Origin of the sequence: Agrobacterium pusense (assembly GCF_900102105.1) — a bacterium.
GTDB lineage: Bacteria > Pseudomonadota > Alphaproteobacteria > Rhizobiales > Rhizobiaceae > Agrobacterium > Agrobacterium pusense.
On the sequence record NZ_FNBB01000008.1, the window covers coordinates 1 to 21,229 of the forward strand.

The following is a 21,229-nucleotide window of genomic DNA, read 5'->3' on the forward strand; positions in this document are numbered from 1 at the left end:
CTCCGCACCACACCCCGCCGCTACCGCCCCGAATACAGCAACCCAAAACCGCTGGAGCGAACTCAAAACTGGATAAAACTTGGGGGCAAGGTCACTTAATATGAACGGCTGGGGTTTTGCAGCTGCGATAGTGCAGTCTATTGCGTCGATGGCTTGGCCGGGCGCGATCATCTCAGTTGTATGGATACTCAAAGACGACATTCGCCGCCTCCTACCGTATGCACATTTGAAGGTTGGGGAAAATGAACTCTCTTTTGCCAAACACATTCAAGAAGCGATCGATCAAGCGCGCCTAAGTGAGGCGACCAACGAAGCGCATTCATCTGAAATTGACCTAGGCGCCACCCGGAGTCTCGAAAATGTACCGGATGACGCTCTTAGGCAAAAGGTGCTGGAATGCGTCACCGACATGAGGAAGATGTCTTTTAAGTTCAACTCAGAAAGAAATAGCCTGCTGCATCGTGAGAGATCTGAAGATAACTTCAGTGATTACACGAATGAAATAATTGGTCTGCATGACCGGCAGCGCCTTGAGTTCCAAACTACGCTGTTTCCAATGGCGCGCGCATTGCACGAACAGTTACTTAAGCGCCTAAATGAGCGCGGCGTAGACGCCAGTTCAGATCGTGGATACGATTTTGTCTTTGAACATGGTTCACTTGCCGGACCAAACCCTCTTGACGAAGCAGCGTTACGCCTAGAAGAACTAGCACGTCTGTTAGGCTGATTAGCTTCTGGCGCCCACGTCCCGAACGGCGATTGCTTCCTGAGAACCCAAATTTTACGGGGCTGAAGCACCGATCCGCTCTAATTCCGTTCCAACGAATTCATCTGAAACGGTACGCAATCGGTCCGCGTGCGCGATCTGTCGCCGCTCGATTGACTCTTGCTCGGAAGAGAACATAATAGGAACATGCTTAAGAGTGAGATCGATCAAAGTTTTGAAAATTGGTGGAAGACTGTGAGGGGCGCAACCGAACAGGACAAAGCCAGAATGCGCCTTGCTTTCGTCGCAGGATGCAAATTTGTCGATAGCGCCAAGCCTAAGCCCTATCGTTTTCAATCCGGCCGGTGGGTCGTGAGCGTTCAGGCGACATCGAAGCGGGAGGCGAAGGTTATTGCTGCGGCGAAGCTTACACTGCGCGCCACCAAGTTGAAGTCCTCTCCTCCACCTGGAGGCTGGCGACTTCGGGAGCTAGTGACTGATCAATGAGCGACCAGACCAACAAGGCCGGCGATGGCATTCATGAGAACCATTGGTGCGAGCATCCTGGCTGCAAGCAGTGGGGCGGTTTCGGCTACAGTCGGTCGAAGGCCGAGAAGTCGTCTTGGCACTGCTGGGAACACTATCCGCAACGGGATTATATCGGCAAGATGCCTACAAAGGCGTGATCAGGTCTTCTCATCGTTGCTTAGCAGCAGAAATAGGTGTGATTAACGCAAATACCGGTGGACCAGCAGGCAAACACGCTTGTAGGCGTTCGATACGAATCACAGTACGATTCTACGTAGAGCGCAGCACTCAGGGGGCCGGGGATGCTTGGAGATGTAAGCGTGCCACATGCACTAGGATCTAGTGGGGCGAAGGCGAGCCGCGGGAGCGGCTACATATCGCCTTCGCATATCCAAGAATGGCATCTGTCGGAATTACTATCTCTCGCAAAGCGCACAATCAACGAGGATCAGAAATCCCTTTTCAGCCGCCCTGAGGAGCGCGACCCTCTTATCTACTGCGCCGGGAACATTGAGCTTCTGACCAAACCATGCATTTCCGTCATCGGGGCAAGGTCCGTTTCCGACGAGGGCCGAGCACGAGCGTCTCGTGTCGCGAAGGAACTCGCGAAGGCTGGCGTGGTGGTAACCAGCGGCCTTGCAAAAGGTGTAGACACGTCAGCTCATCGCGGAGCAATTGATGTCGGCGGTAGCACCATGGCAGTTATTGGAACGCCGCTAGATAAAGTTTACCCTGCTGAAAATTCATCGCTGCAACAGACCATATACAGCAAGCATTTACTTATCTCTCAGTTTCGGCGGGGCGAGCGCACATTCCAGTCAGATTTTCCAAAAAGAAACAGGCTCATGGCCGCTCTGTCTGATGGTAGCGTGATAGTTGAGGCTTCGGACACATCTGGAACGCTTCATCAAGCTGCAGAATGCATAAGGCTTGGCCGGTGGTTATTCATCATGCAGTCGGTGGTCAATAATGACAAACTGAGTTGGCCAGCGCGGTTCCTGAACAATCCAAGAACGGTGGTTCTTAGCAAGATCGAAGACGTATTGACGCGGATTTAAACGAATGAAAGTTCACTTTATCTGCGGCTATTACTCCGATCTAGCCCACAAAAAGAAAAGACGACCAGAGCCATACTGGGACGCTCTAAATTATGTGTGGGCGGTCAAGACAGGAGAATATAGACACAAGTTTTTCGCGCACCATCGAAACGCTACCAAGGTATTGATGACCCCGTCCAATATCGGCGACGCCAGAAAATGGTTTGGAGATTTCATTAGCTATTCGGTTAAGCAGCACGAGGAGGGCGACGACATCTATGTTGTTCCGATTCCGTCAAAGGATGGCCTGCCGTCGACTGACATATACCGAAGCCTTAAAATGGTGCAAGATTCACTGAAGGGCCGCAAAGAGAACTACAGGGTTCTCGACGCTTGTCGGTGGAAAGAACAACTGGCAAAGGCCCATGAGGGCGGTGGGCGCGGACGTCAGTTCATCAAGGAGCGCTTACAGCTAAAGACAGACGTGAAAGGCAAATCAATTGTCCTCGTGGACGACTTGATTTCTACCGGCAGTTCAATGCTTGCTGTCAGAGATCTTCTTGAAGAGAGCGGCGCAAAGGTGATTTGTGGCGTGACCTGCGGAAAAACCGTCTACAACTTCAAATTTGCGCCGTTCGGTCGACAAAGTTTTGATTTCGACGAAGAGATACATGAATATCAGCCAGATGAGGAGTGACGCGGCAGAACCTGCTCCGTTACGGTCTCTGCCCTTTCTCCATCCTCTGCACAATGACCTTGATTTCCCGTAGATCGCCAGACTGCGCCGACACGGCTTGCTGAATATCTTTGGTGGTCTGCACTAAACTGCCCACAGCCTGCTCGCTGCTGGTCAAACGATAATCAAGGTTCTCAGACTTTGCGGAAAGCCTCCGGACATCGGCCTCAATGCTCTTGAACCTCTCGTCAGCGCGGGCCTCGATGGTTTTCACTTCCACCAGCCGCTCTTTATGAAGCTGTTCATGGCTCTGTCGCCAAGTCTGCAATTCCTCAATGTCGCGGCTTTTGTCGACCCAGATGGCGACGCCACCAACGACCATGCCCACGAGCGTGAAAAGCTGGATGATTGTGTTGAGGTTCCATTCCAGTTTGGGAGCGCGACTTATCTGCATGTTCGTATTCTCCGCCATTCGTTAAGTCTGCCCCTACCCTTCAGTGTCATCATTTCCGGCACGCAGCGTCGGCTGCGCATTGCCTGTTATTTGAGTTGATCGCCGGCCCTGCGGTTTCGTCCTGGGATGCGAGGCGGGCGGCATGCGGATCCGAGAACCGAATAAACTGATATCCGGATCCGTTAGTCGCAGGCGCTGTCTGGCAAGCCGCTGTCGCGCATGAAAACAAGGCAGCGATAGCGATCCGACATGTTGCGGAAAGAGGCATTGTTTTTCTCCATATTATTGATGCGGTTGACCGCTTCCTTTGCCGCCTCGATCTGCGCGGCGGACTTCCCCTCGCGCTTGCCGACCTGAAACGAGGCAATCGATAGAAGCGCAGCGCCGAGAACCGCCGCGGCGCCGAGCTTGACCCAACCGGGAACGAGCTTCCACATTAGGCCATCTCCCTGACCTGGGCGGACACAGCCTTTGCGTCGGCCTTCTTGCGCCAGAGGAGGAAAGCGCCGGCGATACCGAACGCCAGAAGAACCAGGGCAAGGTTCTGCCAGGGCATCGAGCCGACCGTCGCCAGACCGGATGAAAGGCCGCCCCCGGTTACAACGGGCACGATAACCTCCTTCGACTTCCACCATGGCGCATCGAGGCTGGGCGGCGTGACCGCAACGGGCTTTTCTTCGGTCACTGGTGCGGCCTTGATTTGCACCTGAGCGACCTGCGTTCTCGGCGCAAGATCGACAAGCATCAGATGGATGGCAGCTCGCGTTTGCTGACCATCCAGGCCATCCAGATTACCCTTGTAATACCCTGCCCGTTTTGCGGCACCCTGGAAGCCGCGAACATCTTCGACATCGTGCCCCAACACCACGAGGCCGAGGCGGGTGTAATAGTCGAGCCGGTCGGCGTATCCATTCAGGCCACCATTGATGCGACGCGTGATCATCTCGGCGTCGTTGCGATCGGCATAACGATTCAGGCTTTTCCGGTCCGGGTTGCCCTCATCCCAGTACCAAATCGCGGAAAGCCCTTCCCACGGATCTGTATTGATCATATCCGGATTGGCGACGAAATCCGTCGGATTGAGATCCCTGCGCTTGCACCAGTCATAGAAGGCCCGGATATTATAGCCGCCAGTCACCTGAATAGGACCACGACCCCGGTTTTTGTAGCCGTCACCATCCTTGGCTGGCGTGTTGCCGAGATCGGTTCGGGTGTCGTACCGCTCCTGCGACGGGGTGGGTCCCCAGATCTCGCGATCATACCGGAATGAGCCGCTCTCGTGGAGTAGCTGCGCGAGGAAGGCTACGACACGATGCGGCAGATCGAGACCGAACTCGGCGCCATACTTGTTCAGCGCCATCATTACGGAGTTAAGATTGCTTTCATTCACGCGCGATTTCGCAGCGGCGCGCACATGCGCGGCGGTTACTGCCGTCATGGGGTTTCTCCTGATTGTTGATTGATGGCGAGCTAGATGGTCGCCATGGGGCTTGCCACACGTCCGGTGAAACGGACTTGGGCGTTGAGGCAGGGTCGCTTTCGAGGAGCGACGGGCCTCACTCGCTCTATAAAAAAAGCGCCAGAAGGCGCTTTTTTGCTACTCTTTCATAAGCTGCGATCAGACACCACGACGTTGCGTGTTCCCCGATCTTCTGGCTAGATTTTTTGATAAAGACGCTTTTTTATAAACCGAAAAAAGTTTCGGAATGTCCTCGAAGCAGGCGTCACACTTTCTGACGGACCGCGATTAAGTTGATAAAGCTGCTTGCGGGTAAAGCGCTTGAGATTGCGGAAAGTTCTGCCTGCCCGCCGAACATCTTCGACCCTCACAGATTGCGTCCTATGCGCCCATACAGGCGGCTGAGAGAACTCTGAATTCAGCAGCAGATCGGACTTTCTCAATGTGAGGACACTGTGTGGTGAATAACCACGCCACGTTGTGCGGGGAATATTCGCCTCGATGAGGTCTGCTTCTGAAAACTCAGCGGTAAGGTCATAAACCTGGGGAATCTTGAAAAGCATCCCCAGAGTTAACTGTAAATCATCTGTGCCGAAGCGGCGGACATGGTCAAACTGGCCGAACCTGCGTTCTCTCTCTGCGTCCGATAATGGAAACGTCGACTCTTCATAGTGGCCGTCGCAGATCGGAATACTGCAGACGTGCACGCCGTTATCGGTAAGGGACCGATGAAGATGAAACAGGACTGCGGTGACATTACACGGCAGATGCTCCATAACATGGCTATGGATGATCAGGTCATAGGTCTTGCTTGGAAGCTTATCGACATCTTTTACCAGATCAAAATATTCGACCTTGATTTTCTTGTATCGCTCTAAATCAATGTCACGAGCGTGGTAGTTCTCTTCGCCGACGATACCTCGTAGATAATTTGCGAGGCCTTCTTCCGGAGCGAGATGAAGAACACGCATCCCCGGTTTTGGAAATCCGATCTTATCCAAGACCATCTTTATGACGCGTGTTCGCTCCACCGAGCCGCATGACGAACACCTTACATTTGGCCGCTTATTCATAGCGACAAATGAATTCCCTCCGCAGATATTGCAATGCATCCCAGCCCCCAAGACTTCAACGTACGGTCGTACGGGAACTGTTACACCAACAATTTCCGCGGTGGAAGATTTTATTTCACCACTTTAGGGCGTCGATAATTACTTGGATCTTGGTGGGCGTAGTAGCAGCGTCTATCGCGCGTTTTGCCATCAATCGGTCTCGCTCTATCGCTGAACCGACAGAGGCCCACGCTGCATCTTGCGTCAATACCAACTCCGCAATCTGCGCAATACTATCCCCTTCGATACCCAGAGACGCCGCCAGCAAGGGGAAATCGTCAGCGCGTGGGTTATCCTCAAGCGCGGCCCTGCGAGCTTCTTCAGACTTGCGCTGATACGTAAGCGCCTGCCCCTGACCAGGCGTGATGTATTTCAGCCGTTCGCTCTCCGCCCTCGCGTCAACGACCGCCTTCATGGCGGTCTGCAAGGCCGCTAGCCCCGTAATGGATGCCATGAACACACCGTGTGGCGAAAGAACCTCTTGGAGAGCATCGTCCGTCTGTTCACCGTTAGCGTCTCTTGGCCAAACCGTGATAGTTCCACCGTTCTTCAGCCACGCTGCGTACGCTTCATCATTCACACCGACAGTGCCTGATCGCAGGGAAGAGAAGATAACGCCGTCTTCGCGCAGCCAGTAATGATCGAGGGGATTATACATATGAACCTCACTGATAGGTGCTGGTGGCGTCAGTCACGCCAGCTGTATTTCCGGGGAAGAAGTTTGCTCCACCGCCGCTGGTCGATATCAACGCTGAGGTAGTTGCAGAGTATCGTCTCCCAGTCTGCGTCGCGCCAGTGAAAGTAGCTCCGCCCGCCTGAATGGATCCGAACGCAGCTCGGGCATAGTCAGTGTAGGCGAAGCTGTTCACGTGATTGACGTTTTGCGCCGCAAGCTGAATTGTCCCGCCCCCGGCAGCCCAGAACGCTGCCGGCGCGGAATTAACGATGGTCATCGGTCCAATAGCAAGCGCCACCCCGTTTTGGGCATATATGTGAGCTACATCAGACGACGAAAACCGAACATTTCCGAAAGAGATGTCACCAGACTGGCAGAGGAGAGCGCATCCCTGGTAGTCACCGATGGACGGGCCTTTCCCGGCCAGATTGATACCACGTACGGTGAATGACGCCCCTGAGGATGCCGCAAACGCCGCACTCGCTGGAGGCGTAACCGAGACTGACGTTAAGTCCGCAAGGTTTCCAAGGAAGGTGACGGAGGCTTGGCCAGCGTTGCCGAGGACTTGTCCACGAGCAATGAGGCCGGATGTGTGGACGCCCGCCGCCAAGTTAACCGTTGCAATCTTCCCGTTGAGGTCAAATCGGTCTCGGATAGTGTCCCATGCGAATTGCAGGGTAGCCCAAGGTTGTGCGGCACTAAGCCCGTCGTTGCTGTTCGAACCAGTGGGGCTTACATAGAAGTTCAGGTTCGTTTCGGCGATTGGCCGGAAATCACCGTAGGCGACACCATCCATCAGCCAAGCCGTTCCCGCGAAAATAAGCGTCGCGATCGCGCCGGCAGGCAAGTCACCACGCTTTAGGTCATTTCCGCGCATTGTCTTGATGGGCAATATTCCCGTGTCGTTTAAATTCAGCGTTGCCGGGCCGGAATTGGTCGCAGCAATACGAATGCGAACAGCCATTCCCTGAATTAGGGCTGCCGGCGCCGGCGATAGAGCCGCCACCAAAGCGGAAGGCGTACCAAGGGCAACAGCGTATGTGATTTTTCCAGCCTGAATAGCCAGGCCGAGCTGCAGACCATCAGCCGGCACAAGCCCGGATTTCGAGATTACGTCGACGATCTCGCGCTGGGGAATTTCTACTGCCTTTGCAGGCACCGCAGATCCTCGGATAGCTCCCGGCACATCCTTGTCGACATACGGCGCATCTGGATCAGGCGAGCCGTAAGGGGCGTAGTATTTCATGATTGGCTCCGATTAGTTTGCCAGAACTGGAATGGCCCATGCGGGCGAATGTTGACGCAAGAGGCAAAGCAAACGTTCTGCCTCCCCGAATGAAAACAGCGGATCGAACCCGCACTCGCTCTCACCGCAACGGAAATAATCGACTGCCAGATCCGTGACCCTTACAAGCCAATAGACCTCCTGCGAGGCATCGCCGACCGTGTGCTCGCCACCACATTCGGAGAACCCGCACTCAAAAACGGCCGGTTCTTCGATCGTAATGGTGAAGCCGTAGGAGGCGGCCAGGCGAATGAAGTCCGCTGGCGTGATGACGGCCACAGCCATCAGCTTCGCTTCCAGTGCGCGTACCCTGCCGGCAACGCTGTCGTCATCCACCCCGCACGCATCCGGGAGGCCGTACTCCGTCTCCCAGTCGGCAAGCATCTCATCGACACCGTAGACGGTGCTTTCGCTCGTGAGCTTGTAAGCTCTGGCGTACAGCCACTCCCACGGCGAGATGAGGACGCGCGTAAACAGCGCAAGCAGACTGGTGAGGGAAAGCGCCTGCCCGTCGGGCGTGCCGAACGCGGCCCCTGGGGGCCAGAAAGAGACCGCTCCACCGATCAGATCATCATTCGTCGGAGCGGCGAGACTGTCCCAGGCATTCGAAACCCCACCAAAAGATGCGCCGGCGCTTGGGGTTGTTGTTCGCGTATCTAATCCGGGATCACGAGCCAAAATCAAACTCCCCGTTTACAGGAAATTGCCCGCCGGTCAGCACGATGTCACCAGACGGCTCGATGAGGGTGTGCCGGTCTTCTCCCGTAACGCCAGAGATCACTTCCGAGTACCAGCTGCGCGAGACCGTAAAACTGTCGCCGGTAAGGCCGGGCCGACATCTCGCCAGATACATCGCAGTAATGCCGCTTTTTATCGCCGCGCGGATTTCAGCCGTATCACCAGCAAGCCCTGTAATAGTCACATCAACAGGTCGAGCTACCGGTGCTGTGGCGACGCTGTCGTCGACACGGATAAGCCGCTGCTCATCTATAACAGCCTGCACTGCCTCGACGTCAGAGGGGAGAGGAATGTTGTCTTCGCGCCCGTTGAAAAGGAAATGCACGACAATCCCGCCAGGTGATCCCGGAACTCGAAAGGCCCAAGCCTTCAGCACGCCGGAGACACCCATCACAATACGCTCATAATCCGTCAGCGTTCCGCCACCAGGCGGATTGCGCTTTCGTTGCAGCCCTCGCTCTTTGAGGCTGTCCGCATCCTCTGCATCCGCTCCGCCACCCAGCCCGTCATTGTCGACCAGCCAATCTGTTCCAAGCGTAGGGAAAAGACCGGGGTCGGCAAGCGACAGGAGGCCGGCGCTTGCACGATTTCCGACCGAGCCTTTCACCTCTGCGACGACCGGTACAACCAAGACACCGTCGACGCCCGACGTCGCAGGCAACGTGGAAACATAAGTCACATTACCGGAAACGAAGCGAATGCCGGAAGGATAGGTCGTAGAGATGGCACCTGTTCCGATAACTTCCCCGCGAGCCGCGGCCGCCGGACGCTGGTAAATACCGACTTCGGCCGCGTGCAATTTGATCCACGCAAGGCTTGTCGATGTCGATAGCAGTATCTGTTTCGACAGCCACCCCATGCGCAGTTCAAATTCATGAGAGATTGCCGCCAGAACTTTGACAACAATCGTCACGAAATTGTTTTTTAGGGCGGTATCCGTGCCTGGCATGTATCGCCGGAAAGCACCACGCACAGCAGCCGAGGCATCATCCAGCGAGCGGATATTCCACGCCATCTATCTGTCTCCATAACAGTCCGAATTTCTGGTTGAACACTGTCTCGCCGTCGCGGCCATAAAGCGCGATATCGAGTTCGAGACGATTTTCCGCGCGTTTGGCGATAGCGGTCGCGTCGATACGGGCTACTACTCCCTGCGTGACGAGAGGTTGCAGAGCTTCTCGGGCATAGTCCTCAGCATCGACCTCGATGCCGTCATAGATCGAGCGACGCCTTAACAGCCAAAGGCGGGAACCGAGAACGTCCTCACCATCGAGGCGGTCGAAGCTGTCTCCAAGCCAACCCCGGTTCTGTTCACCGTCTCTCAACTCGCTGTCTTCAACACGGCGATCGGTCATCAACAGGATCAGCACTTGCGTTGCCAGGCCCTGTTCCGCCCGGAAATCTCCGGGTGCCGTTTGATGCGTGAGGCCGTTCAGCAGCAGATCGCCCAGAAGGCCGTCCCAGCCGAGATCGGGCGAACGATATATTTCGTCCGCCTCGTCGAGAGGTATGATGCGAAGCATTTGATTTTTCCTAAGCAGGCACGCCCGTTTGACCGGTTCCCGGAACGACCCCGGTATGGCGATGGGTGTCACCGATATCCTTGCCATTATGACGGACCATGCCGCCCTCAATGTCGACACCATTGGCCGAAACCGTGAATGTCACGCCGCCCTTTCGGATCTGATAGGCGTTTCCTGCCACATCCACCACGATGCCATCCCCCATGACCACCTTTATGATGTTGCCCGCAGCATCATAAAGTGCTGACCCTCCACCCGGAATGTCGGGCGGACGGTGGCCGGGATGCTCAAGCCCAAGAACAACTGCGAAATCCGGGTTGCCCGGCGAAGGCAGGAGCAAGCCTTTCGAGCCCTTGGGCGGCGAGGAGATGAAACCGTGAGGCTCCGGTCGATGGATACGCGTATAGCCGTCGCCGTACATGCCGCGTCCGGAGACAAATTGCTGGCCTTCCTTTTCCTCGAGGCGGCCATCGAAGTCAAAACGTATAAAGCCGCTCATTCGTCCTCAAAGTCCCCTTCGTCGACCGCCGCAGCGGAGTAACCAGATGCCGTCTTGCCACGCGGGTTTTCGCCGCCGAGAGCACGAGGATCGGCAAGCGATAGCGTCGCTTTTGTCATGTCGCCCTGCTCAAAATCGATGTCCTTTATGATCATCCAACCATTGAGGCCCAGCCAGTCATCATCGACGTAGACAAGGTAGTTTGGCTGCCAGAGCTTACCGGCATCGTCCCGCCATCCGCTGGCGATTATACTCGCCGTAACCCCGTTCCCTGCGGCCCGCCGAGCGTGCCAGGCAGCCCTCTTTTTCATACGGCCCGACGATGCTTCACCTTCGTGCCGCAAGATCAATGTCCGCTTGCGGCTGATACCACTATCCTTCGCCGAAGACTGGCCACGCAACTGCTGTTTGTCGCTGCCTTCTGTCGCCTGCCCGCGAACCTTGATATCGCTGTACCGTCCTTTTTCCGTAAAGCTGGCACTGGATCCCGGCAGGATGTTCACGCCGCGCTTCAGTCTTCCGGAGTGTTTCCCCGCCGGTTTCGTCGCCAACCGGACACGGCCTTCCGGCGTATCATGGATCAAAACACCGCGGCCGCGCGACCGCCGCTCTACGCTGGAGAAGGCGCTTTCGCCGACCATGAGCTTATGGCGCGCTTCCTTTGGCAAGTTGCTGCCATCGGTCTCAATACCGATCCCGTAACTGTCCAGTTCGCGCGCGATATCATCGAGACTCTTGTCGAGGATCTCCCCGCTCGCATGTTCAGCCGAGCACTCGACAAAATCGACCGTGCGCGAAACTATACCGCAGGTGAGCGATCGGCTTTCTTCGTCGTAGCCGGTATCGACGTCGCGAACATAGCCGGTAAGCAACAAGTCGCCGCTTGCGGTAATCTTTGTCGGCTTTCCCGGAGCGACCGGCAGACCCGGACCCAGGATGATAAAATCAGCGCTCGCGCTACGCGCCGCCTCCTCAGCCGACACCCTGATATTGATGCGGATAATCGGCGGCAGTCCGTCGCAGACAACCGTCTCGAATGGCCCTGACGAAGGTTCGTGCATCACTTCTCCAAAGCGTTGAATGCAGAAGGTATGAGCATAGGCGTGGATACACCGGCGATATCGACGAGGCTTCCAGCCCTGCCGGCATCGCCATAAAGCTGATAAGCCAGAAACGTTGACGGTAGCGATATGCCCGTCTCGACGCGGACCACCGGAACAGCGTCTGCTGCTTGATCCGATACCAGACGCACCGCAATATTCGTCAGCGCGGAGAGCCAAACGTAAAGATCAACTCCGTCTGCACCCATGGCGGACACCACACTCAGGGCAACGTGACCTGCCGAAGCAATCCGGTCTCTTCCGGCTCGCGCCTGAGGTCGCGAAATCCAGTCCGCACGTCCCCCCGCAATAGCGAGTCCGACAGCAAAAAGGATAGCGGCAGCATTCGCAGTCTCCTCGTCGCTGAATTGTCCGGAGCGCAACGTGTCGAAACCCGAAGCCGTTGAAATGCTCTCGGCAATGATACGCATAAGCGACAGGGCTTCCATCGCGAAAGCATCCGCGGAGAGATCGGACGCGGACTCAAGCCGCGCGGCCATATTCTCCGCATCCAGATCATCGACAACCAAGGTTGTTGCGAGGCTGCCAAGCCAGTCGCATATTGCCTGTTTATCAGCGGGCATCAGAACAACCCTCCAAACGCGGACGCGGCAGCCGACAATGCACCAAGGAAAGAGGTGTCGACATCGGCAAGGCTGATTGACGACAATATCTCCCCGGTAGCCGGTACCGCCGTGAATTCGAACGCGACATATCCACGGCGATCTCGCTCGCGTGACCGATGAAAATCCTCGACGTATGCAAGCTGTCCGGCATCCATAGGGAGAACGAGCCTGCCGGGTCCAGCCGCAAGGCAGGCCGTTGTCAGCAACGATGCTGATAAATCGCTCGCATCTCCGAGCAGATAGGCCGTGACACCGAATGACGGCGTCTTGAGACCCATCTCCTCCATACGTGTGCGCCTGCCGCCAGCATATTCATGCCGCGCCAGTCGCTTGCCGCCGGAAAGATCCTCATAGTCTACCCAGAAACTGACACCACGAAAGCTGGCTCGCCTGAGTGTTGATCCCCAGTCCCTCATTCTTCGTGTCTCCACTTAACGGGTTTACTGTGCGCCAGTCGGCTTCGAGATATCCGGCGGGAACGTCCTGCCGGTGTCAGCGTTCGCGAGAGCCCGGCCACCTTGTGCCCCGATCGCTGTCGCATTGATTTTGATGTTTTGAAGCTTACTCGCCACATCGCTCAATTGCCGTACGGCGGATAGAAGTCCACTAACCAGACTTTCACCCGCTTCCTTGATCGCACCACCTGCCTCTCGGCCGCCTTCGGCGACATGCTGGCCAGCCTCTTGACCAGAGTCCTTCAGGCTCGCGATTTCGATCTTCAACGCATCTTTGAGCTGCTGCTTGGATGGGATTGCCATCTCGTCGAAGCCGATGACAGTGTCACCGGGCCTTTCTAGTTTCTCGCGAATGCCACGGAACACATCCATATTCGCGACTTCAGTCGATATCTTTTGCCCGGCCGCCCGACCCTTGCCATACTCCATGTATTGGCGCTGCAGATCGCTTGTCGCAGACGGGCTCCGAGGAATCTCTCTCGGGCGTGGCGCAGGAACAGGGGCGGCGTCTGCCGGTAATGTGCGGTTGGTATATCCACGCCCACCCCCCGGGAAATCACCGATCACAACCGGTGTTCCCTGACGACCCGTAGAGGCACGAGGTCGCCGAGGATCGTCCCTGCCGGCACCATATCTTGAAGCCCAATATTCGCCGAGAAACTTCTCGTCGCGATATCCGCCTTCATAGGCGAGATCCATCTCCTCTTGTGCCGATATCACCCCAACGTTCCGTTTGAACCAGCCCCATCCGCGCTTTTCCATGCCGCGCTGACGAGCGTTGTAACGATCAAGTTGCTTGACGCCGCCGTCCATCAAGGGCGTGACAGCCGGGGCGATACTTTCACCCAGGGAAGTTTTCATTTTCTCCCAGCTGCTCGACATTTTGTCGATTGATGCCTGAGTGTCGGAAAGAACCCGCTTCAGGTCACGGAACACCGTTCCATCGACTTGAGCTCCGTTCACGGCATTCATAAACTTTTCCATGCTTTCGCCACTCGTCATCAGCGACTGCATGCCAAGCTGAAATTCCTGATCGGCGAATAAATCCACAAGCTTTGCTGTCGGATTTTCCTTCATCACCCGGCGAGAAATACGAACGTATGCTTCAATCGCACCTTCTCCGGCCTTCTGCGCTTTCGCAATTTCTGCGCGTATATTGACGCCAAAGCCCTTGAAATTCTTCTCGGTTTCCTGACTGAACATTTTGGAGAAAATGTTCTGAGCCTGAGTCGCAGCCTGAGAAGAAGATCCAGTATCTTCACGCAGCGTCTGAAGGATTGCGATGAGCCTCTTCAGACCATCCTCACCCTTATAGCCAAGATTTGCGAAAGAGTTCGCCAGAGTTGGTATATTGGCGGCCATATCCTTTAACTCGAACTGACCCGCCTTGCCGCCAGTGACCATAATATCGAAAGCTTTTTGTAGGTCTTTCGACTGGATGCCCAACGCGGACGATGCTTTTTGGGCAGTGTTGGCGATGTCGGTTACAGCTGCACCGGATGCTTGCGCTGTGGCAAGCACCGCAGGGAGGAAAGCGAGAGCTTCCTCAAGAGATTCCCCGGAAGCTACAAGGGTATCGAGACCCTCGATAGCAGGCTGGACACTATCATAACCGAAGTCTTTCGCCAGCTTCTGGGCCTGTTCAAAAGCTGCCTTTGTCGCATCTGCCGATGCGTCGGCTGTGAGCCCGATACGGCTCATCTGGCGTTCAAGCGCGGCAAAATCCTTGACCGTCCCCGCAATCGCGCGACCCACCTCATAAGCCCCGTAACCAGCAATACCTGTCCTAAGGATTGTTCCGGCTTTATTGACCCCTTCTGCGGCGCGCTGCATGCCAGCCGAGTGCCGATTGATCGACGCAACTTTCCGGTCGAAATCAGAGGCAGTCTTGTTGAACCGAGACATCTGCCGCTCGATCTGGCCCATACGGGTTGCGACAGAGCGAAAGGCAGGACTGGTGCTGTCCTTGCCGTCAATCTCAAGCTCAGCCCGGATTTTCCGATTGGCCATGGATGCACCCTATCGAGGTAAGAGGCGTTCGATTTCGTGAACGACACGCGGAAAGAAATAGTCTTCGATCACGCCGGCGAGGACATCCAGATAGACATCCGGATTGTTCGTGATTGCATGGGCAGGGTTGGCGGCGAACAATTCGCGGATCTGCTCGCGCTTGCCCGTTGCAGATGACATCTGTGTGCCCGGCACCCGACGAAACGCGCCGACATGACCGCTTTTCATGGCGGCAATGAAGGCATGACGGTAAGAGCCGCGAAGCTTTGCGTACACGCCAGTCGCATTCTGAACAGCGCCAAGACGCTGCAACGGTATCCAGCCGGACTCTGCAACAACCTTCGAGGTATTTCCGCCGGCGTTGAAATGCGCCGTCGTCAGCGCCGCGACCAGGTCGCGCGGCATCTGGGTATGCGGCCCAAGCCGGGCAACGATACGGGACCGTGCTGTCTGGGCGACGCGCGTCATCGCCCGTCGCATTGCCTTGGTGCGGATTTCGCCGGGGAGCCGCCGTAAAGCGCGCTCCAGCTCCTCGAAATCCTTGCTGTTCATCTCCAGTCTCATGACCGGTCTCGCCCTCGTTCGGAGAACTTGATGGCTCGATTGCACCAGTGCGCGATCTCATCGGCCGTCATGTCCTGGACACGCATTGCGTCCCATCCGAGACGAAACACCATCAGGTCGGCGACTTCGGCAATTCCGGCCGCTGCGTAAAAAAATCGCACACCGCGTTCGCGACCTCTATCGCGTCGTGAGCTTCCAGAGCCGCCAGGGCGTCGTAAGATGGCGACAGGCAGACGTTTTGCAGATGGCCGTCGATCGCCTCGTAGTGCGTCACAACCATCGGCTGGCCAGCGACGACATGGACTTCTCGCGGCTCACCGATACCGTTGATGAATATTTCACGGTACGTCGGCGCCCGAAGGCGCACCTTGTCAAACGGCTCAACGCCCGGAACCTCATACTTCCGGGAGAGCTCGACGATTTTCTCTGCCATAGCGATACTTTATCCCCGCCGATAGGTTTCGCCGACGATCTGGAGACCAGACAGCTCGCCGTTAAGCCGGTTGGAACTGGGCTCTCCGCTGAAGAAGGCATTGAAGTAATAATGTGTCACGCCGGTAAACTCCTCCAGGATGGTGAAGTTCTGGCGCCCGGCAGTCATCAACGCGTTGAAATCGACGTCGCCGGCATCCTTGAATGTCACTTCGGCGCGCGGCGCGGTTGGAGTGCCGACGCGATCCGTCGAGCCGTCCTGATTGGTGACAGCCTCGTTCGACTGTCCCGCCGACAAGACCGTGAAATTGCCGCGCAAGGCGAGAAGCGCGCCGCTCGCAAGGCGAACGGTCATGCGTCCGCCGAAATCGTTTCCTGCCATCGATATTCTCCGCAGATGGGGTCAAAAAAAGGAAGAGGCGGATACCGCCTCAGATTTGAGCGTAGACGCGAGCAAGGCCAGCGAAGATGTCGAGCGGGTTCACTCGATCCATCGGAAGGACGATATCCACCCGGTTCGGGTTATCGAGGTTGCGGGTGACCGTAATCTGCCCCGCAATGTCGTTGCCGAACTCCAGCACTCCTCGCCGGGAAAGGTCGATGCAAGAATGAACCAGCGTCGACTTAATATCCCGCACCGTGACAATGCTCGGCAGGTTCGCCGGATTGTCGTTGGCGATTGCCTTATTGCTATGCTCGAAAGCCAGCCGTGACCGGATGAACTTGAGCGCATAGGTCAGCTGGTACACCGCCTGAATGTCGCGAAGCGCCGTATCCGGAACGCCACTCGTCGTCTGCTGCTGAGTAATGATCTTGTCAATCACCACGTCGCCGCTGCGGTCGACCTTCCAGGCTGAAACGCCATTCTGTAGCCAGCCGTTGCGTGTCGGATAATCGGGCCAGTAGTTGCGATCGCGCGGCGCAATTACACCGCTGACGACGAGGCCGGACTGGTTTGCCGAGACCCGACCATCTGAACCAGAGCCAAGCAAGGGAAGCGCCCGTGATACGACCGCGCTAACCACCTCATATGCCGGTGTCCCACTGCCTCCCCCTGACAGGATCGGGATCAATGACAGGTGCCACGTGTCGCGCGCGAGGCCCTTCGCATTGATTTGGCTGTCGGTGCCCGCAAACGGGTAAAAGCCGTGGCCGTAAAGCTGCTGGTCGTATCCCCAGCGCGCCGTAACGAAGGCGTCGAGCAATGCGACGTTTGCATTATCATTGAACGGAGAGACGATAGCCTCAAAAGGGTCATCGCCCATCGCCGCCAGAATGGGTGCAATGTCGGGATTTCCGGCGCCCGGCGTCGTCGTTGCCATCGTCAGGTTGGCGCCGGTGAAGACGTTACCGCCTTCCAGTACGGGGATAAAAATATCCAGGTCGGTCGCGTAAACGCCCTTGTGGCGCGCCGTGATGGTGACGACATTGGCCGCAGCGATCGCTGTGAAAGGCAGGCTCTTTTTTGAGAGCGGGTTGAAATAGTCATTGATCGCCGTCGCCAATGCTGCAGCGGTATCATTGGCTGACGTGCCCGCTGCGACGTCGATCGACACGCTCTCGCCAGCGATCTGAACAACGGCCTGGCCACCAGCTGCCGGTACCACGCCAACCGTCATCGTTCGGATCTCCGCCGTACCGGTATCGGCCACGCGACCCAGATAAATCACCTGAGACGGCGCATTCTTGCGGGCCCGAATGAACATGCTTTCCAGCATCGAGCCGCGACCAGCGAGGCGGCGGGCTTCGTTGACCGTGCCGCAGATGGCGACCTGGCCTTCGCCGAGGGCACCGCCAGCGCTACCAAAGCCGATAAGTATTTCATTCAGTTCGCTCGAAAACTGCCCACCGGACTCGATGTCGAAGGCAAGCAGCGGTGCGACGATGTTGTCGGGGATGTTGTTCACCATCGGATCAATCCTTCCTGGACGGCTTTGCGGGGTCGGTCGGCTTCTCGGCGACCGGTTGTTTCTCGACCAGGTCACCGGTCTCGATCATGCGGCGATGCTGACGGGACAGCGGGTCAATCGGTCGGCCCTCATCAGGCCAGCCTCCGGGGATGGCACACCCTGCGGCGGCCACGTAAATTTTGGACATGAAAATCTCCGATCAGAGGGTGAGATTGTTTTGACCGACGGGAATAACGGTTCCACCGGGCGCGTTCACCGCGCCGCCGATCTCGTCGAGTTCGTCAATGGACTCGGCACTGAAATAGCCCGCCAGCTCGGCGAGCTTTTGCTTCGCGTAAGAGTCCGCAGGGAGGCTTTGAAACACCGTCCGGATCGGCTCCGGCAAACCGCCCTCGTTGATGTTGTACACGTCAGCAGCCAGCTCAACGGTGTACCGCAACGTTGTACGTTGATAGCGCCACCCAAGATCAGGAATTGCAAAAGGTATCGCCTCGACGGAGACGATCCGCTTGACCAGCCGTCGCCACGGCGCACCGGCTGATGATCTCTCCAGCAAAAAGCGGACCTTGGAACACAGAGCCGCTAAAACAAGCCTCGCGTTGGGATCCGTTCCGGCAAGAGCATCGGCATATGCCCCGGACTCATCACCCGCCACAACAGCGAGTTCAGCGATGATATCAAGAACCGCTTCATGCTCCAGATCGTCAAGGGCGGCAGGCTCGCCCCGTGGCTTCAGCGCAGCGGTTGAACTGTGCAGAGCAAGAACGGGTGTATAAGGACGCTCCGTCGAAATGTCCTGCACAGCGATTTCGCGGCTGTCGTATACAAGACGACCCGCAACCGTCGGGTATACCCCTGACGTCAGCGACGCCGTGGGGCGCAGAACCTCAACGGTGATAAGTCTGAGCGCTTCCGGAGCCAGCATGATGTTTCCAGTTCATCAAGTCGGGAGCGACGCGGCGACGGCAAGCAATGCCATGACATTACCGGACCCGTCCGGGTCGAACTGCGTTATCGTAAAAAGCTTTTGATCGCTTTCCCTGCGGAGATAAAAATCCGTCTTGAGCGGCTTCCCGTCGATGAGCCGGATAGACGCCTGTCGCTGCGGGGCGCGATGCATGAGCTTCCGCCCGTCTGCCGATGGTTGCGCCCTCTGCTCTCCCTTGAATTCCGTATTCTCAAAGAAACACGCAACCGTCGAATAGGGAGGATTAGAGCCGTCCAGCTTGGCACCAGCGTTCGGATCACGATTGCTGATCGGAAAGACGGTAACATCTACGCCGTGGACGCGCTCAACGGTGGAGCGGCTGGTTTTCGCCAGCCGCTCAAACAGCGACGCCATGTCGTCAGACCGTCGTGGCGCCGAGCTTCAGCTTGGCTGTGGGCGACGGGTTCGCGGAGGCGGCCACTGCTATACCAACGAGGGTATTGCCGCTTGCGGTTTTGTTGACCACTTTGTTTGTCGCATCCCAGTAGAGTTTGTCGCCGACACTGATTGCGAGGGCCGAAGTCTTAGGTACTTCGTACACGCCTTCGGTGTCGATGACAGAGGGCTCACCTTCGGCGGCCGTCAAGGCAGAAACGCCAATGAGGGATCCGATGACGACAATCTGGCCCGACACAACGCCGCCGGTCGGCGCTGTAATGTCGATAGCCTTACCCGGCTGAACGTAGTTTTTCATAATGATAATCCTTACTTCATCAGGCGCGCTCAGGCGCAAACAACGGAGAGGAAGAATCCCGGCTTATTCGCCGGGGTTCTTGTACCCGCCACGGAAGTCGATGGCACCAACGCCGAAATCGTGCTCGACGGTCATAGCCAGACCTTGCGTACCGAAAGGCTCGTCGAAGCGAATGCGCGGCGCGCCGTAACCATCAAGAAGGCCCCACTGGTAGACTGCCGCCTCGTCCGGGCTGGCAAAGAGATACCAGGCGTTTCCGGTCAGCTGGGCCGATACCACCGGCTCCAGCGTACCGACATGAGGGTTCACCTTCACAGAGTCGTTGGCGGTGATCGGTGCCAGATATTGCAGCGCTTCCGTTTCTTTATCGGGAGAAACCAGAAGGATGGAGGGCTGTAGGTTCAGAATGGCGTCATCGAGGCCTTTCTGTTTGCGCATCGCCGCCTTGCCGGCGCCGATGCTGGCGACGCTGATCGCAGAACCCGTCCCGGCAAGGTTCGCATGGTCGGCATGGAATACCGTTTTGCCGTCCGAGAGCTTCGTATTTGCGGACAACATCATGGTATAGAACGTCAGCTCCTCGAAACGAGCGACCGTTCGGCCGTAGCCGCCGAGGACTTCACCGAGAGCATTCAGCCGATCATTGACCATCATCTGGCGGGTGACCCTGATACCCTTCGCGTAAGGCGCGACGGCGATCTGTTCTTTACCCTCACCGAAGGTGCCGAACTTGATCTCACCTGCTTCCGTGAGCTTCTCCAGCATCGGGAACTCGCCGACCGAAACCGCGTAATGCGGCCGGAAGTCGACGAAGTCGCGCCGCCGCGAAATACGACGATAGGTCGGCTGCGCCAGCGCGTAACGACGTTCGAGGACGGTATTGATGGCGCTGGAGAAGATCGCCGGAAAGTCGCTCGTGCTATGGAATGCGCGGACGAGAATATCTTCCCGCTCGCGCACGGTACGGGCCGCACCACGGTGGCCGATGGCTGCCGCGGCGAATTCGACAACGTCATGATTGTCCATGAAGCTGCGCGCGCGCGTCGCCTCATCACCGGTGGGCTGATCCATTCCGCCCAGGCGAAACGCCATCGCAGTCACCATGCCGGAGCGGCGGGCCTCGGCTTCATCGCGGACAACGTGGATCGAACTGGACGGCGAACGCGATGCCTGCTGCGCCATGAAATCGAAAGCCTGAGACCGGAAGGACTCGACCGAAACGCCGTTACGCAGCGCAGTCTGAATCGCGTCAATCTGCATGCCTGCTCGAGTGCCGAGATCCAGGATATCCGCTGCCCGAGCACCTTCCGTATTGCTGGGGGGATTGTTGCGATCCCCCTGCTGGGTTTCCTCGTCGACTTCGGCCTGACGAATATCGCCTTTCAGCTTCTCGATTTCTTCGAGCAGCTTCTTGTGATCGGCTTCAATGGTGCGTGCAGCATCGGGAGCGGTGTCATCTTTCAGCTCAAGCAGCTTTTCCGCCGCCCGTTTTTGCAGGTCCTCCAGATTGGCACGCATCGCAACCAGCGGGATAGCCATGTAGGAGGTGAGGTCACGGATGCCGTCAACCACAAGCCCGGTTACATGCAACGGCACGTGCGGCATGGCCGCGAAGGCATCGGTCGAAAGACCGAACCCGACAATAACCATTGCGATAGCGAGCGTGCAGGCTACCGCCAGAACGTTTTTCTTCATCATCGATATTTTCCTTGAAGAATGCCTTGCCCAAAGGCGAGGAAGGGCGAGGCCGCAATTAC

Annotated in this window: 27 protein-coding genes; 4 read left to right on the plus strand and 23 right to left on the minus strand. The window is 56.9% G+C overall.

Annotated elements, in window-relative coordinates; genetic code table 11:
- Positions 1-100 precede the first annotated feature (100 nt).
- The 4 genes from BLU28_RS17255 to BLU28_RS17275 all read left to right on the plus strand — a co-directional run bounded on the left by BLU28_RS17255 (position 101) and on the right by BLU28_RS17275 (position 2,968).
- A complete protein-coding gene (locus tag BLU28_RS17255; RefSeq protein ID WP_077987852.1) occupies positions 101-727 on the plus strand; it encodes a hypothetical protein in 627 nt (208 codons plus the stop codon).
- Positions 728-1,209: 482 nt separating this feature from the next.
- Positions 1,210-1,392, plus strand: coding sequence for a hypothetical protein (locus BLU28_RS17265; protein ID WP_077987850.1), 183 nt, complete (start codon positions 1,210-1,212; stop codon positions 1,390-1,392).
- Positions 1,393-1,536: 144 nt separating this feature from the next.
- Positions 1,537-2,292: a DNA-processing protein DprA gene (locus BLU28_RS17270; protein ID WP_077987849.1), complete on the plus strand. Its 756-nt coding sequence runs from the start codon at positions 1,537-1,539 to the stop codon at positions 2,290-2,292.
- A gap of 4 nt (positions 2,293-2,296) precedes the next feature.
- Positions 2,297-2,968 carry a phosphoribosyltransferase gene (locus BLU28_RS17275; RefSeq protein WP_077987848.1) on the plus strand — a complete coding sequence of 224 codons (672 nt, stop codon included), beginning with the start codon at positions 2,297-2,299 and terminating at the stop codon, positions 2,966-2,968.
- A 19-nt stretch (positions 2,969-2,987) separates the two neighbouring features.
- On the opposite strand, the gene BLU28_RS17280 is transcribed toward BLU28_RS17275, so the two are convergent.
- The 23 genes from BLU28_RS17280 to BLU28_RS17390 form a co-directional block, all read right to left on the minus strand.
- Complete coding sequence (locus BLU28_RS17280) at positions 2,988-3,419, minus strand: hypothetical protein (protein WP_077987847.1); 432 nt, start codon at positions 3,417-3,419, stop codon at positions 2,988-2,990.
- A gap of 164 nt (positions 3,420-3,583) precedes the next feature.
- Complete coding sequence (locus tag BLU28_RS17285) at positions 3,584-3,838, minus strand: hypothetical protein (RefSeq protein ID WP_077987846.1); 255 nt, start codon at positions 3,836-3,838, stop codon at positions 3,584-3,586.
- Positions 3,838-4,839 (minus strand): glycoside hydrolase family 19 protein, encoded by a 1,002-nt coding sequence (locus tag BLU28_RS17290; RefSeq protein ID WP_077987845.1) that lies wholly within the window; start codon positions 4,837-4,839, stop codon positions 3,838-3,840. The genes BLU28_RS17285 and BLU28_RS17290 overlap by 1 nt, the downstream gene beginning before the upstream one ends.
- Positions 4,840-5,057: 218 nt before the next feature.
- On the minus strand, positions 5,058-5,861 hold the full coding sequence (locus BLU28_RS17295; protein ID WP_175477705.1) for a methyltransferase domain-containing protein: 804 nt from the start codon (positions 5,859-5,861) through the stop codon (positions 5,058-5,060).
- Between the two features lie 187 nt (positions 5,862-6,048).
- Positions 6,049-6,630: a hypothetical protein gene (locus BLU28_RS17300; RefSeq protein ID WP_077987843.1), complete on the minus strand. Its 582-nt coding sequence runs from the start codon at positions 6,628-6,630 to the stop codon at positions 6,049-6,051.
- Positions 6,631-6,637: 7 nt separating this feature from the next.
- The gene (locus tag BLU28_RS17305) at positions 6,638-7,894 is read right to left on the minus strand and encodes a hypothetical protein (protein WP_077987842.1); all 1,257 of its coding nucleotides are present in this window, start codon (positions 7,892-7,894) and stop codon (positions 6,638-6,640) included.
- 12 nt (positions 7,895-7,906) lie between these two features.
- Positions 7,907-8,611, minus strand: coding sequence for a putative phage tail protein (locus tag BLU28_RS17310; RefSeq protein WP_175477706.1), 705 nt, complete (start codon positions 8,609-8,611; stop codon positions 7,907-7,909).
- Positions 8,601-9,686, minus strand: a complete 1,086-nt coding sequence (locus BLU28_RS17315) for a baseplate J/gp47 family protein (RefSeq protein ID WP_077987840.1) — start codon at positions 9,684-9,686, stop codon at positions 8,601-8,603. The genes BLU28_RS17310 and BLU28_RS17315 overlap by 11 nt, the downstream gene beginning before the upstream one ends.
- Positions 9,658-10,194, minus strand: a complete 537-nt coding sequence (locus tag BLU28_RS17320; protein ID WP_077987839.1) for a phage GP46 family protein — start codon at positions 10,192-10,194, stop codon at positions 9,658-9,660. The genes BLU28_RS17315 and BLU28_RS17320 overlap by 29 nt, the downstream gene beginning before the upstream one ends.
- A gap of 10 nt (positions 10,195-10,204) precedes the next feature.
- Positions 10,205-10,693, minus strand: a complete 489-nt coding sequence (locus BLU28_RS17325; RefSeq protein WP_077987838.1) for a phage baseplate assembly protein domain-containing protein — start codon at positions 10,691-10,693, stop codon at positions 10,205-10,207.
- Positions 10,690-11,754: a phage baseplate assembly protein gene (locus tag BLU28_RS17330; RefSeq protein ID WP_077987837.1), complete on the minus strand. Its 1,065-nt coding sequence runs from the start codon at positions 11,752-11,754 to the stop codon at positions 10,690-10,692. The genes BLU28_RS17325 and BLU28_RS17330 overlap by 4 nt, the downstream gene beginning before the upstream one ends.
- Entirely contained in the window at positions 11,754-12,377 is a 624-nt protein-coding gene (locus BLU28_RS17335; RefSeq protein WP_077987836.1) for a hypothetical protein, read from the minus strand. Before BLU28_RS17335 ends, BLU28_RS17330 begins: the two co-directional genes overlap by 1 nt.
- Positions 12,377-12,835 carry a DNA circularization N-terminal domain-containing protein gene (locus BLU28_RS17340; RefSeq protein ID WP_077987835.1) on the minus strand — a complete coding sequence of 153 codons (459 nt, stop codon included), beginning with the start codon at positions 12,833-12,835 and terminating at the stop codon, positions 12,377-12,379. The genes BLU28_RS17335 and BLU28_RS17340 overlap by 1 nt, the downstream gene beginning before the upstream one ends.
- 24 nt (positions 12,836-12,859) lie before the next feature.
- The gene (locus BLU28_RS17345; RefSeq protein WP_077987834.1) at positions 12,860-14,884 is read right to left on the minus strand and encodes a phage tail tape measure protein; all 2,025 of its coding nucleotides are present in this window, start codon (positions 14,882-14,884) and stop codon (positions 12,860-12,862) included.
- A 9-nt stretch (positions 14,885-14,893) separates the two neighbouring features.
- Complete coding sequence (locus BLU28_RS17350) at positions 14,894-15,436, minus strand: hypothetical protein (protein WP_077987833.1); 543 nt, start codon at positions 15,434-15,436, stop codon at positions 14,894-14,896.
- A 124-nt stretch (positions 15,437-15,560) separates the two neighbouring features.
- The gene (locus BLU28_RS17355; protein ID WP_077987832.1) at positions 15,561-15,881 is read right to left on the minus strand and encodes a hypothetical protein; all 321 of its coding nucleotides are present in this window, start codon (positions 15,879-15,881) and stop codon (positions 15,561-15,563) included.
- A 9-nt stretch (positions 15,882-15,890) separates the two neighbouring features.
- Complete coding sequence (locus tag BLU28_RS17360; protein WP_077987831.1) at positions 15,891-16,262, minus strand: phage tail tube protein; 372 nt, start codon at positions 16,260-16,262, stop codon at positions 15,891-15,893.
- Positions 16,263-16,311: 49 nt separating this feature from the next.
- The gene (locus tag BLU28_RS17365; protein ID WP_077987830.1) at positions 16,312-17,790 is read right to left on the minus strand and encodes a hypothetical protein; all 1,479 of its coding nucleotides are present in this window, start codon (positions 17,788-17,790) and stop codon (positions 16,312-16,314) included.
- 4 nt (positions 17,791-17,794) lie between these two features.
- Positions 17,795-17,977: a hypothetical protein gene (locus BLU28_RS17370; RefSeq protein WP_077987829.1), complete on the minus strand. Its 183-nt coding sequence runs from the start codon at positions 17,975-17,977 to the stop codon at positions 17,795-17,797.
- Positions 17,978-17,989: 12 nt separating this feature from the next.
- The gene (locus BLU28_RS17375; protein WP_077987828.1) at positions 17,990-18,715 is read right to left on the minus strand and encodes a hypothetical protein; all 726 of its coding nucleotides are present in this window, start codon (positions 18,713-18,715) and stop codon (positions 17,990-17,992) included.
- Positions 18,716-18,730: 15 nt separating this feature from the next.
- Positions 18,731-19,132, minus strand: coding sequence for a hypothetical protein (locus tag BLU28_RS17380; RefSeq protein ID WP_077987827.1), 402 nt, complete (start codon positions 19,130-19,132; stop codon positions 18,731-18,733).
- 4 nt (positions 19,133-19,136) lie between these two features.
- Entirely contained in the window at positions 19,137-19,472 is a 336-nt protein-coding gene (locus tag BLU28_RS17385; protein WP_077987826.1) for a DUF2190 family protein, read from the minus strand.
- Between the two features lie 63 nt (positions 19,473-19,535).
- Positions 19,536-21,170, minus strand: coding sequence for a phage major capsid protein (locus tag BLU28_RS17390; protein ID WP_077987825.1), 1,635 nt, complete (start codon positions 21,168-21,170; stop codon positions 19,536-19,538).
- Between the last annotated feature and the right edge of the window lie 59 nt (positions 21,171-21,229).